12 protein-coding genes and 1 pseudogene are annotated in these 12,147 nt (G+C 70.3%); 6 read left to right on the forward strand and 7 right to left on the reverse strand.

What is annotated here, in order from left to right; translation table 11 throughout:
• Positions 1-148: 148 nt before the first annotated feature.
• From BBK82_RS21540 to BBK82_RS21550, 3 genes are read right to left on the reverse strand one after another with little or no spacing between them, the layout of a single operon-like run.
• The gene (locus BBK82_RS21540; protein ID WP_237048408.1) at positions 149-1,066 is read right to left on the reverse strand and encodes an NUDIX hydrolase; all 918 of its coding nucleotides are present in this window, start codon (positions 1,064-1,066) and stop codon (positions 149-151) included.
• Positions 1,066-3,360: an RNA degradosome polyphosphate kinase gene (locus BBK82_RS21545; protein ID WP_179953794.1), complete on the reverse strand. Its 2,295-nt coding sequence runs from the start codon at positions 3,358-3,360 to the stop codon at positions 1,066-1,068. Before BBK82_RS21545 ends, BBK82_RS21540 begins: the two co-directional genes overlap by 1 nt.
• Positions 3,361-3,419: 59 nt before the next feature.
• Complete coding sequence (locus BBK82_RS21550) at positions 3,420-3,611, reverse strand: cold-shock protein (RefSeq protein ID WP_065916618.1); 192 nt, start codon at positions 3,609-3,611, stop codon at positions 3,420-3,422.
• Positions 3,612-3,674: 63 nt separating this feature from the next.
• Between BBK82_RS21550 and BBK82_RS21555 the strand changes: the two genes are divergently transcribed.
• Both BBK82_RS21555 and BBK82_RS21560 read left to right on the forward strand, forming a co-directional pair.
• The gene (locus BBK82_RS21555) at positions 3,675-4,739 is read left to right on the forward strand and encodes an LVIVD repeat-containing protein (protein ID WP_065916619.1); all 1,065 of its coding nucleotides are present in this window, start codon (positions 3,675-3,677) and stop codon (positions 4,737-4,739) included.
• Complete coding sequence (locus BBK82_RS21560) at positions 4,736-5,209, forward strand: LVIVD repeat-containing protein (RefSeq protein ID WP_065916620.1); 474 nt, start codon at positions 4,736-4,738, stop codon at positions 5,207-5,209. Before BBK82_RS21555 ends, BBK82_RS21560 begins: the two co-directional genes overlap by 4 nt.
• Here BBK82_RS21560 and BBK82_RS21565 read toward each other — a convergent pair.
• From BBK82_RS21565 to cofC, 3 genes and pseudogenes are all read right to left on the reverse strand, one after another.
• A complete protein-coding gene (locus tag BBK82_RS21565) occupies positions 5,128-6,273 on the reverse strand; it encodes an acyltransferase family protein (RefSeq protein WP_065916621.1) in 1,146 nt (381 codons plus the stop codon). The genes BBK82_RS21560 and BBK82_RS21565 overlap by 82 nt on opposite strands.
• A gap of 140 nt (positions 6,274-6,413) precedes the next feature.
• Positions 6,414-7,409, reverse strand: a complete 996-nt coding sequence (locus tag BBK82_RS21570; protein WP_065916622.1) for a hypothetical protein — start codon at positions 7,407-7,409, stop codon at positions 6,414-6,416.
• Between the two features lie 46 nt (positions 7,410-7,455).
• Positions 7,456-8,075: pseudogene (gene cofC, locus BBK82_RS21575) on the reverse strand (2-phospho-L-lactate guanylyltransferase).
• A 71-nt stretch (positions 8,076-8,146) separates the two neighbouring features.
• Between cofC and BBK82_RS21580 the strand changes: the two are divergent.
• The 4 genes from BBK82_RS21580 (at position 8,147) to BBK82_RS21595 (ending at position 11,504) form a co-directional block, all read left to right on the forward strand.
• Positions 8,147-8,854, forward strand: coding sequence for a lysophospholipid acyltransferase family protein (locus tag BBK82_RS21580; RefSeq protein WP_065916623.1), 708 nt, complete (start codon positions 8,147-8,149; stop codon positions 8,852-8,854).
• A 1-nt stretch (position 8,855) separates the two neighbouring features.
• Entirely contained in the window at positions 8,856-9,866 is a 1,011-nt protein-coding gene (locus tag BBK82_RS21585; RefSeq protein WP_065916624.1) for an NAD(P)H-dependent glycerol-3-phosphate dehydrogenase, read from the forward strand.
• Positions 9,863-10,927 (forward strand): cystathionine gamma-lyase, encoded by a 1,065-nt coding sequence (locus BBK82_RS21590; protein ID WP_065916625.1) that lies wholly within the window; start codon positions 9,863-9,865, stop codon positions 10,925-10,927. Before BBK82_RS21585 ends, BBK82_RS21590 begins: the two co-directional genes overlap by 4 nt.
• A gap of 118 nt (positions 10,928-11,045) precedes the next feature.
• Complete coding sequence (locus tag BBK82_RS21595; protein WP_065916626.1) at positions 11,046-11,504, forward strand: cupin domain-containing protein; 459 nt, start codon at positions 11,046-11,048, stop codon at positions 11,502-11,504.
• On the opposite strand, the gene BBK82_RS21600 is transcribed toward BBK82_RS21595, so the two are convergent.
• The gene (locus BBK82_RS21600) at positions 11,485-12,129 is read right to left on the reverse strand and encodes a pyridoxamine 5'-phosphate oxidase family protein (protein ID WP_065916627.1); all 645 of its coding nucleotides are present in this window, start codon (positions 12,127-12,129) and stop codon (positions 11,485-11,487) included. The two genes, BBK82_RS21595 and BBK82_RS21600, sit on opposite strands and share 20 nt — an antisense overlap.
• Positions 12,130-12,147 lie beyond the last annotated feature (18 nt).

A 12,147-nucleotide genomic window follows, 5' to 3' on the forward strand; every position in this document is an offset into this window, starting at 1 on the left:
CAATACAAATAACGCTTGCCCCCGTCGGAACGGCCCCGGCACAAGCGAAACCGCCGCCCTCTCGGCCGACTTGGTTGCCAGGGGCGAACCTTTGCCGGGGCGAGCGGACGGCGGCGGTGAAACGGTGCTCAGCGAGCCTCGGCCCAGTTCACGGCTTCGGTAGCGCGGTGGCCAGGTAATGGGCCGACACCAGCGTTGGCCAGCGGGAAGGCGCGTCCGAAGTGGACCACGAGCCGAACGGGCGGGTGAAGGCGAGCACCCACGCGCTGCCCTTCTTGCAGGGGATCTCGGGCAGTCGCAGACCCCCCAGTTCGGCCAGCGTCTGCACCACCGACGGGATCACTCCGCCCTGCGAGCAGACGACCGCGCGGCCCTCCTGGGCGGCGACCTCCAGCAGCCGCACCAGACCGGCCTCCGGGTCCGGCCAGTAGCCCTCCTCGGACAGCCGCGGCTCCTCCTCCACGCCCACGGCCAGGTCCTCGGCCACGCCCCGCACGGTGTCCGCGCACCGCACCCTGGGCGCTGTGTGGACGCGTGTGGGCGCCCAGAGGGGCAACACCGCCCGCAGCGCCTCCGCCTGCTTCCAGCCGGCGTCCGAGAGCGGCCTGAGGTCGTCGTCGTCCTGCCACTCCGACCGCTTGCCCGCCTTCGCGTGCCGCACCAGCAACACCAGCGACAGGTCGGCGGGCAACCGGGTGAACTCGGCCAGCACGGCGCGGTCCGGTGCGTAGCTCAGCAACGCCGGCGCCTCGGCGACCGGCAGCCAGCGCAGCTCGTCGACCTCGTCGTTCACCTCGAACGAACCCGACACCGCCTCGGCCGCGTAGTAGTCGACGGTCTTCGGCACACCGCGCACGTCGTAGGAGACCTGCCGCAGGTGCCTGCCGAGCACACACGCGTACCCGGTCTCCTCGGCGATCTCCCGCACGGCGCACTGGGGAATCGTCTCCCCGCGGTCGAGCTTTCCCTTGGGCAACGACCAGTCGTCATAACGCGGGCGGTGCACCAGTGCGACTTCGACGTCACCGTCGGCATCGCGCCAGAGCACCGCCCCAGCAGCTTTGATCACCCAAGAGCTCCGTGCTTGTGCAGCAGTTCCATTTGGTGGTCGCGCACGGACGTGCCGTCCGAAGGCGAGGCTTCCCATTCTCCGTCACTGCGCAGCACCCAGCAGCGCGTGTGCGGGTCCAGGGCCGAGACGAACATGTTCGAGAGCTGGGCGACCAGGCGCGGGTCCGCCACGCGCACGGCGACCTCGACGCGGCGGTCCAGGTTGCGGTGCATCATGTCCGCGCTGCCGATCCAGAACTCGTCGCAGCCGACGAACTGGAACACCCGCGAGTGCTCCAGGAACCGGCCGAGGATCGAGCGCACGTTGATGTTGTCGGACAGTCCCTTGATGCCGGGCTTCAACCCGCAGATGCCGCGCACCACCACGTCGACCGGCACCCCGGCCTGCGACGCGCGGTACAGCGCGTCGATGACCTGCTCGTCCACGAGCGAGTTCACCTTGATGCGCACACCGGACGGACGGCCCGCCTGCGCGTGCTCGATCTCGCGGTCGATCCGCTCCACGATCCCCTTGCGCACGCCGTAGGGCGCGACCAGCAGCGTGCGGTACTCGTCCTGGCGCGCGTAGCCGGTCAGCACGTTGAACAGGTCCGTGAGGTCGGCGCCGATCGTCGGTTCCGCCGTGAGGATGCCGACGTCCTCGTACAGCCGCGCGGTCTTCGGGTTGTAGTTGCCGGTGCCGATGTGGCAGTAGCGGCGGATCGTCGACCCCTCCTGGCGCACCACCAGCGAGGTCTTGCAGTGGGTCTTCAGGCCCACCAGGCCGTACACCACGTGCACGCCCGCCTTCTCCAGCGTGCGGGCCCACTTGATGTTCGCCTGCTCGTCGAAGCGCGCCTTGATCTCCACCAGCGCCACGACCTGCTTGCCCGCCTCGGCCGCGTCGATCAGCGCGTCCACGATCGGGGAGTCGCCGGAGGTGCGGTACAGGGTCTGCTTGATGGCCAGCACGTGCGGGTCGGCGGCGGCCTGCTCGATGAAGCGCTGCACCGACGTGGAGAACGAGTCGTACGGGTGGTGCACGAGCACGTCACCCTCGCGCAGCGTCGCGAAGACGCTCTTCGGCGTCTCCCGCTCGCCGAACGCCGGGTGCGTGGCCGGCACGAACGCCGGGTCCTTCAACGTCTTGCGGTCGATGCCGTAGAGCTGCCACAGGCACGACAGGTCGAGCAGGCCGGGCACGGTCACGACGTCGTGCGGGTCGACGTCCATCTCCCGCAGCAGCAGTTCGAGCATGTGCTCGGTCATGTCGTCGGCCACCTCGAGCCGCACAGGCGGGCCGAAGCGGCGGCGGGCGAGCTCGCGTTCCAGCGCCTGCAACAGGTCCTCGTCGCGGTCCTCCTCGACCTCCAGGTCGGCGTTGCGGGTCACCCGGAACGCGTGGCACTCGATGACCTGCATGCCGGCGAAGAGCTCGTTGAGGTGTGCGGCGATCAGCTCCTCCAACGGCAGGAAGGTCGCCGACGACGACGAGCGGTCCGCCTCGACCCGCACCAGGCGCGGCACGTTGTCCGGCACCTTCACGCGGGCGAAGCGCTCACCACCGCCCTCGGGGTCGCGCACGGTCACCGCGAGGTTCAGCGACAGCCCGGAGATGTACGGGAACGGGTGCGCCGGGTCGACCGCCAGCGGCGTGAGCACCGGGAAGACCTGTTCGCTGAAGTAGTTGGAGAGCCTCAGCCGGTCGTAGTCGGTGAGGTCGCCCCACGTCACGATGCTGATCCGGTGCTCTTCCAGACCGGGCCGGATGTGGTCGAGGAACGCGCGGGCGTGCTGCTCCACGAGTTCCTGCGAGCGCTTGGAGATCGCCACGAGCTGCTCGAGCGGCGTGAGCCCGTCCGCGCTGCGCACCGTGAGACCGGTCTCCGCCCGCCTCTTCAGGCCCGCGACCCTGACCATGTAGAACTCGTCGAGGTTCGAGGCGAAGATCGCCAGGAACTTCGCGCGCTCCAGCAGCGGCTGCGAGGAGTCCTCGGCGAGCGCGAGCACGCGGGAGTTGAAGTCCAACCAGGACAGTTCCCGGTTGAAGTAGCGGTCGTCCGGCAGGTCGGTCGGCAGTGCGCTCGACGTCACCGCCGGCGGTGCGGAGGGGACACCCCGCACCGGGGTGGCCACCGGCTGGGTCGGCTGGGTCTTGCGCCGCGGCGGGTTGGACGCCCGCCTCGTCGCCGCGCGGGGCTGCTTGCGCGTGTCCGCCGCGGGCGGGGTCTCCGCCGCCTTGCTCCGCGTGGCGCGGCGTCGGGGAGGTGTCGCCTGGCCGTCAGTGTTCTCCGTGCTCACGCCCCGCATTGTTCCCCACTATCGACGCGAGCGCCCCCGCCGCGAACGTCCGGCCGGTGAACTCCTCGTCACAGAACAGGCATGCGAACGGCGGTGATGACGCCGTCGGGACTACGTTCGAGGGTCACCCGTTGCCCCGGACGCAGCATCCGCCAGCCACCCGCGGTGACGGCTTCCGCGCTCACGTCGAGGAGCACGCCGTCATCACGCAGAACCGTCGCGGAGCCGTCACTGTCAAACGTGGACACGGTCGCCTGCACAGAGCAGAACGATAGACGTTCGGACCTGACCGGTCGCACCCGTGCGCTGCCAGGGTCGGACCCATGAAGGTTATTGCCACGATCACCGCGGCGACCCTGTTGGCCTTCACCACGGCGGGCCTGGCATCGGCGGCGGGAGCCGAGCCGAAAACCCCCGAGGTGGACAAACCTCGTCTTCAGGCGGCGGCCAAGAACGTCCGTCTCAAGGCGGCACTGCCCGGCACCGAACGCGCCATCTCGATCGCGTTCGCCCGGTACGGACCCCGCGACGTCGCGTTCGTCAGCATGGAGACCGGGCTGAAGACGTTCGACGTCACCGACCTCGACCAGCCGGAACTCCTCGACCACCTGACCAAGCAGGAGTTGGCGCTGCCCGGCGACGACCCGGCGAAGCGCTTCTGGGAGAACGAGGACATCAACGTCGACCCGGTGCGCAAGCTCGCGTTCCTGGCGCGGGAGGTGAACTCGTTCGGGCGCGCCCTGCCGGGTGACCGCCCGACCGGCAACTACATCGTGTCCGCTGTGGACCCGGCCGATCTGAAGGTGCTGAGCTTCCACCGGCAGAACACCGGCCACACGAGCACCTGTATCAACGACTGCCAGTTCCTGTGGACGGCAGGACTGGACCGGTCGGACGCCAAGACCGGGCGCATCTTCGTGACCGACATCCGCGATCCGAGGAACCCGAAGGAGCTCCCCGTCTCGGTCGACGTCCGCGGCAAGGCGGGCGAGGGCAAGATCACCCACGACGTCCAGGTCGACGCCCAGGGCGTCGCCTGGGTGGCGGGCGATGACGGCACCCGCGGCTACTGGACGCGGGGATGGCACCGCGACCCGTTGAGCGGCAAGCACCGCGAGGCGACGGCGTGGGACCCGGTCCCGTACGCGGGCGGCGCCGTGCCGAAGGCGGACATGCCGACCTCGTTCACGCACAACTCGTTCCGCCCGGTCGGCCGCACGCTCGCCGACGGTCCACGGCCGACCCGTGAGCACCGCCCGGCTCGCTGCTGCTGCACACCGAGGAGGCGTTCGGCTCGCCCACCTGCAAGACCGAGGGCCGGTTCGTCATCTCCTCGCTGCAGGGCACGCACAACGGCGAGGGCTGGGGCGAGACGCCGAAGGAGATGAAGACCGTCGGCATCTGGAGCCCGGACGACCAGGAGGGCACGATCCCCGGCAACGTCACGTGCTCGGCGCACTACTTCGACGTGCAGAACAGGATCGTGGCCTACTCCTGGTACAACCAGGGCACCCGGTTCCTGGACGTCTCCGACCCGGCCAGGCCGATCCAGATCGGCTACTGGCGGCCGGACGCGGCGACCTCGTGGGCGCCGTACTGGCACCGCGGCACCGTCTTCGTCGCGGACATCTCGCGCGGTGTCGAGATCCTGGAGCTGGAGCAGGGCGCCTACGACGCGCAGGCGAGCGGCACGAACGTGACGCTCACGACCCAGTACGCGCGGGAACAGGCCAGGGAGAGCGACCGGGAACCCGTGCCGCTCGCCCCGAACCCGTTCTACGGCTGGGCCTGCCCGATGGTCGCGAGCCGGGACGACTCGGGCGACTGCGGAGCGGGGGCCTGCGGCGCGCCCTGCTGAGGCACGCGCTGGCGGGCGATCACCCGGCGGCCGAGGTTGATCATCGGGATCTCGACCGTCCGGTACAGGACGCTCGCCAGCGCCAGCCCCAGCGCGGTGACCACGACGGCCTGCCCGATGCCGGACAGCTCGGGCCAGAAGTACCAGATGATCGTGGCCGCGACCGTCTGCACGAGGTAGAGCGAGTACGACCGCTCACCCACGAACTGCATCGGCCTGGTGGACAGCAACGTCGTGACCGGTCCCGGCGAGACCAGTGAGGCGAGCAGGACCGCGGTCGCCACCGCGTAGACGGGGACGACCAGCACGTGGCCGGGGATGCCCGCCAGCCCGTCGAGGAACGCCGCCATCGGCTTCACGGCCAGGTGCACACCGATGAATCCGATCGGGACGATGAGCTGCGCCGCGCGGTTCGTCAGCGGCCGCAGCACCGCGAAGCCGAGCGGGCTGTGCAACGCGACGGCCAGCAGCACGCCGGTGAGGATCGAGAAGTAGTGCAGCGGCCAGCCGGGGTTGCTGTGGCCCACCGTGAAGTTGACCGCGACGAGCACGAGCAGCATGCCCAGCAGCGCCGCACCGGCGCGGCGCCGCAGCACGACGGTGCCCAGCGCGATCGCCACCAGCGGCCAGACCAGGTAGAACTTCTGCTCGATGCCCAGCGACCACGACTGGCCGTACGGGCTGATGCCGGCGAACTCGTTGGTGAACGTGAGGTAGTACTTGAGCGACGGGCCGATCCCGTTGCTCGTGAACGTGCCGTAGATCGCCGAGCTGACGGCGGCCACGAGCAGGACCACCAGGTACACCGGCATGATCCGGAACGCCCGGCGCAGGTAGAACTCCTTGAGCGAGATCCGGCCGGTCCTGCGTTCCTCGCGCAGCATCAGCGTGGTGATCAGGAAACCGCTGAGGACGAAGAACATCTGGACACCGGCCCAGCCCTGCAACCAGTCGGGGCCGCCGTAGTGGAAGAACACCACCAGCACGGCGGCGATGGCGCGCAGGCCGTCGAGCGCGGGGAAGCGGCGCAACGCCAGGTAGTCGGCGTGCGTCAACGAATTCAACTGTGAACACCTCGGGAACGCGTCGGGGAACACGACGTCGGGGGCACGTCGCCAGGGGTACGTCAGGGGATACGGATGTAAAGGTGCCGAGGTTTCCCGTTACGTTGCTTGGAGTAACTTTTTCGTGGCGTTCGTCACGATTAGCAGGCGCGTAAAGAGGAGAAGGCGCTCAGCGGTGCCGCCGCGGCCGCGTGCCGGCCGCGTTGGGCGAGCGCGCCGCCGCGGACCTCCAGCCAGTACTCGGTCTCGCTCGTGTGCATGGTCGCGCCGCTGCGGATGTCGGTGACATAAGAAGACTCCGAACGCCATGACACGAAGTCGCCGCTGACGCGCGGGAACACGATGCCCTCGGTCTTCGGCACCGCCTTGATCTCGGCCAGCTCACGCGCCTGCGGCCAGTCCGCACGCCATCCGAGCAACCTGTCGTCCTGCGTCCACACCAGCGTGCGCCCGTCCGAGGCCACGCTCGCACCGGGGCTCGCCTTCGCGAGGGGTTCCGGCAGCACGGCCTCACCGCGGTCCGTCCGCACCGCGCGGAACTTCCCGTCCTGCGTCCAGACGAGCAGGTCGCCGAAGAACGCCGGCGCCTCGCCCTTGCCGACGACGGTGTCCTTCTTCTTGGCGAGGTCGTGGAGGTGGACGCCGGCCTCGTCCGCCCACGCGGCTCTGCCGTTGTGCAGCACGGGAGCGGCGCTGCCGCTGATCCGCACGGGAGCGCCGTCCTTCTGCGAGTCCCAGGCGTACACGGTGGTGTCGCGGCTTCCGGGGCCGGGCGTGGTGGCGAAGGTGACCCAGCGGCCGTCGAACTCGACGTCGAAGAGCTGGGCGTCGTCCTGCACGGCCATGACCTGCTGGCGTTTGCGGCTGTCGCGCAGCACCAGTTCGGTGGTGCGGTTGCGGGTGGTCTTCACCAGTGTCGTGTCGGCGGTGCCGTTCGCCGCGACGACGCTGACGTGCTCGTGCGAGCCCACCTCGGTCCTGGTGCGGGACAGCTGGTGTCTCCAGTCGTCCGGCAGGTCGGCGTGGCACGACACCAGCTTGTTCGGTGCGGTGTAGCCGGGTGCCCGCTCCAGGTGCAGGGCGGTGGCGCAACCGGCGACGGCGGTGAGCACCGCCAGTCCGATGAGGGTTCGCATGCGTCTCCGAGGTCGTGGATCACCTCCGAGGACGCGTGTGACTTGATCAGGTTGTCCAGGCGGGCAGTGCGTTCGCGGTGTGCGTTCCCAGCCCGATCGCCTGTGCGAGCCGCAGGTCCTCCTCCGTGTCCACGTCACAGCGCAGCGACGGCCACGGGCCGATCAGCGCGACCGCACCGGACCGCTCGTGCAGCTCGGCCGAGCCGACGCCGAAGCGCGGGCCGAGCTCACCGCCGGGCGCGGCGAGCAGCAGCGTGGTGCCGGTGCCTGGCGGTCCGGCACGAACGCGACGGCCGCGGCGGCGACCAACGCGGCCTGCAGCTCGTCGGGTCGCAACGCGGGCAGGTCGGCCTGCAGCGCGCCGATCCGAGCTGACCGCAGCGTCCTGGCGCCGTGCCGCAGCGCCTCGTTGAGACCGGGCTCGGCCGGCTCCGGCACCGACTCGACGCCGAGCGCGGCCATCTCCGCGGCCACCGCCGGGTCGGATGTGATGGTGACCACGCGCCGGACGCCGGGGGTGTTCACGGCCGCGCTCACCGTGTCGAGGGCGAGCGCGAGCGCCAGCGCCGCGTGCGACACCGGATCGCCGCCGGTGGCGCTGGTCAGCCTGGTCTTCGCCCTGTCCAGCGTCTTGACCGGAACCACGAGGTCGACTTCATCCCGCACCTCGTCATAGTCCACGATCTGGCGACTAATGTGCGCATGGGCGCAGATCTACGCAGGTGAGGAGAGGCCACGTGGCCAAACGGGAGAAGGGCGGCTTCTGGGTCGGTGTCGCCGCGGCGATCGTCTACCCGATGTCGTTCGTGCTGGGCAGGCACCGGATCCTGCACAAGGACCGCATCCCGCGCCAAGGTGCGGCCCTGCTCGTGATGAACCACATCTCGCACCTCGACCCGTGCTACGACGCCGTGTTCGTGCACCGCAGCTACCGGGTGCCGCACTTCCTCGCCAAGCACAGCCTGTGGAACGTGCCGATCATGGGCTCGATCCTCAAGGGCGCGAAGCAGATCCCCGTCTACCGCGGCACCTCCGACGCCCAGCAGAGCCTGCGCGCGGCGCACGAGGCGCTGGAGAACGGTCAGGTGGTGGTCATCTACCCGGAGGGCACGATCACCAGGGACCCCGACGGCTGGCCCGCGAACTCCCGCACCGGGGTGGCGCGGCTCGCGCTGCAGCACGACGGTCCGGTCATCCCGGTCGCCCGGTGGGGCACCCTCGACCTCTACAACCACTACCAGCGCACGTTCCGGCCGTTCCCGCGCAAGACGATCACCCACCTCGTCGGTGAGCCGGTCGACCTGTCCGCCTACCGCGGCGAGGAGGAGACGCTGCCGTTGCTGCGGGAGGTCACCGACCTGCTGATGAACAGCGTCAAGGACCGCCTCGCCGAGATCCGCGAGCAGCAGGCGCCAGAGGGCTTCTACGGACCGAGGAAGGCCTGACATGGCGATCGAACGCGTTGCGGTGCTGGGCGCCGGTTCGTGGGGCACGACGTTCGCGAAGGTCGTCGCGGACTCCGGCCCCGAGGTCGTGCTGTGGGCGCGCAGGCAGCAGGTCGCCGACGAGATCACCGAGACCCGCGTCAACTCCGGTTACCTGCCCGGCATCGAGCTGCCGGCGAACCTCGCGGCGACCGCGGACCCGGCGAAGGCGCTCGCCGGCGCCGACGCGGTGGTGCTGGCCACGCCCTCGCAGACGCTGCGGGTGAACCTGTCGGCGTGGAAGGAGCTGCTGCCGGCGGACGCGACCCTGGTGTCGCTGTCCAAGGGCGTGGAGCTCGGCACGCTGAAGCGGATGAGCGAGGTGATCTCCGAGGTCGCCGGTGTCGACCCGTCCCAGGTGGCCGTGGTGTCCGGGCCCAACCTGGCCAAGGAGATCGCTGTCGGGCAGCCGACCGCGACCGTCATCGCGTGCGCGGACCACGACCGTGCGGTCGACCTGCAGCACGCGTGCTCGAACTCGTACTTCCGCCCGTACACCAACACCGACGTGATCGGCTGCGAGCTCGGCGGGGCGTGCAAGAACGTCATCGCGCTGGCGTGCGGCATGGCGGCGGGCCTGGGCTACGGCGACAACACGATGGCGTCGATCATCACCCGCGGGCTGGCCGAGACCGCGCGGCTCGGTGCGGCGCTGGGCGCGGACCCGTTGACGTTCGCCGGTCTGGCCGGGCTGGGCGACCTGGTGGCGACCTGTGCGTCGCCGTTGTCGCGCAACCGGACCTTCGGCGAGCGGCTGGGCAAGGGCGAGACGCTGGAGCAGGCCCAGGAGGCGGCGCACGGGCAGGTCGCCGAGGGCGTGAAGTCGTGCTCGTCGATCCGTGAGCTCGCGCGGGCGCACGACGTGGACATGCCGATCACCGAAGGCGTGCACATGGTGTGTCATGACGGGCTCAGCGCGCGCGACCTCGGTGCCGCGCTGCTGGGTCGCGACCGGAAGCACGAGCGCCAGTGAGCGAGCTGGGTGACGGCACGCGGGTCGTGCACGCGGTCTCGGGTGCGCCGGGCGAACCGTTCGGCGCGCAGCCGGTGTTCGCGTCGGCGTACCACCTCGGCGGTGAGGACTACTACGGCCGCGCGGGCAACCCGACGTGGCGTGCGCTGGAGACCGCGCTGGGGTCGCTGGAAGGCGGGGAGTGCGTCGTCTTCCCGTCCGGGATGGCGGCGATCTCGACGTTGCTGCGGTCCGTGCTGTCCACTGGGGACACTCTGGTGCTCCCGTCGGACGGGTACTTCCTGACCCGCAAGTTCGTGTCCGAAATGGACGTGAACGTGGTCGAGGTGCCGACCGCGGGCCCGTACCCGTCGTTCGAGGGCGTGCGGCTGGTGTTGCTGGAGACGCCGTCGAACCCCGGTCTGGACGTGTGCGACATCGCGGAGCTGGCGGCCGCGGCGCACGAGGCCGGCGCGTTGCTGGCGGTGGACAACACGACGGCGACGCCGCTGGGACAGCGGCCGATCGAGCTCGGTGCGGACGTCGTGGTGGCGTCGGACACCAAGGCGGTGGCCGGGCACAGCGACGTCCTGTTCGGACACGTGACGCTGGCTTCCGCCGAGCTGGCCGAGCGGGTGCGGTCCGCGCGGACGGTGAACGGTGCGATCCCCGGGCCGTTCGAGACGTGGCTCGCGCTGCGCGGGCTGGGCACGCTGGACCTGCGGCTGGCGCGGCAGGCGGAGAACGCGGCGGCGCTGTACTCGGCGCTGTCCGGCCGGGTCGCGGGACTGCGGTGGCCCGGTGCGCCGGAGGACCCCGCGCACCTGGTGGCGGCGCAGCAGATGCGGCGGTTCAACGGGGTGCTGACGTTCGAGCTGGAGTCGGCGGAGGCGGTCGAGGCGTTCCTCGCGCGCTCGCGGCTGGTGTCGGCGGCGACGTCGTTCGGCGGCCTGCACTCGACGGCGGACCGGCGCGCGCAGTGGGGCGACCCGGTGCCGGAGGGGCTGGTGCGGTTCTCGGCGGGTTGTGAGGACACGCGGGACCTCGTCGCCGACGTGTCCCACTCCTTGGGACTGGATTGACGGAGGGTCCCGACTCCGGGACCCTCTCCGGCATGTCCTTGCGCGCACTGTGTTGTACCTGGCGATAGTCCCGCGTCCTCTTTTCGCGCATTCGCCATGGTTAGGACAGTTCTTCGCGATGTTCGCCGTTCCGGAAAATACCGTCGTTCTGCCTGAGAACTCCGCCCTGCTGCACCCCGTTCGGGTGGCTTTGTCGGTCGCCGCGGACCGCTCGCGGTGGGCCCACCTGTTGCGCTACGACCCGGAAGAGCGCTTCTCGACGTTGGTGGAGAAGACCGCCGACCAGGAGATCTGGCTGATGAGCTGGCTCCCCGGTCAGACGGCCTCCCTGCACGACCACGCCGTCACGACCGGTGCGTTCACCGTGGTCAGCGGTCTGCTCACCGAGGTCGTGACGACGAAGATCCAGGTCGTGCACTCGCTGCACGCCGGCCAGTCGCGCGTGTGGGGCCCCGGCTACGTGCACCACGTGCGCAACGACGGCGCCGACCCGGCCGTGTCGATCCACGTGTACCGCCACGGTTCGCGGGCCATGACGCCGTACCGCTACGACCCGGTCAACGGCCCCGTGCGCTGACGTGCGGCGGGACGGGCTTGTCCGTCTCGTGCGGCACCGGCGCGCCCCACGTCGTGACGAGCGGCATGTGCCCGGCCCACACCAGGTTGGCCTCCAGGTCCTCCGGCTCCTCGCCCGGCCCGCCGTCGCGCACCTTCACGCTGGCCTCGGTCAGGTCGATCTCCAGCGCGACGGTGGCGGCGAGCTCCTTGCGCGTCGGCTGCCGCGCGTAGTCCCAGCTGCCGGGCGTGACGTGCTCGACGATGACCTTGAGGGCGTGCTCGGGGTCGTCCGCCACTCGCGCGGTGCCGTGGACGATCGCCGAGCGGTAGTTCATGGAGTGGTGGAACACCGAGCGCGAGTACACGACGCCGTCGACGAGCGTGACCGACACGCACACCGGCTTGCCCTCGATCATGCTCCTGATGGACCGCGAGCCCGTCGAGCCGTGCAGGAAGATCCGGTCGCCGTCCCGCCCGTACGCGGTGGGGATGAGGAACGGGGCTCCGTCGACCTCGACGGCGAGGTGGCAGACCAGGCCCGCGTCGAGGATGTCGTAGAGCACCTGGCGGTCTTCGACGGCTCTGTTCTTGCCGCGGACGACGGTGCTGCGCGGGGTCGGGGAGAGCTGCAGGTCAGAGGTCATGACTCACACTCTGCCCGG

The sequence above is a fragment of the Lentzea guizhouensis genome, assembly GCF_001701025.1.
GTDB lineage: Bacteria > Actinomycetota > Actinomycetes > Mycobacteriales > Pseudonocardiaceae > Lentzea > Lentzea guizhouensis.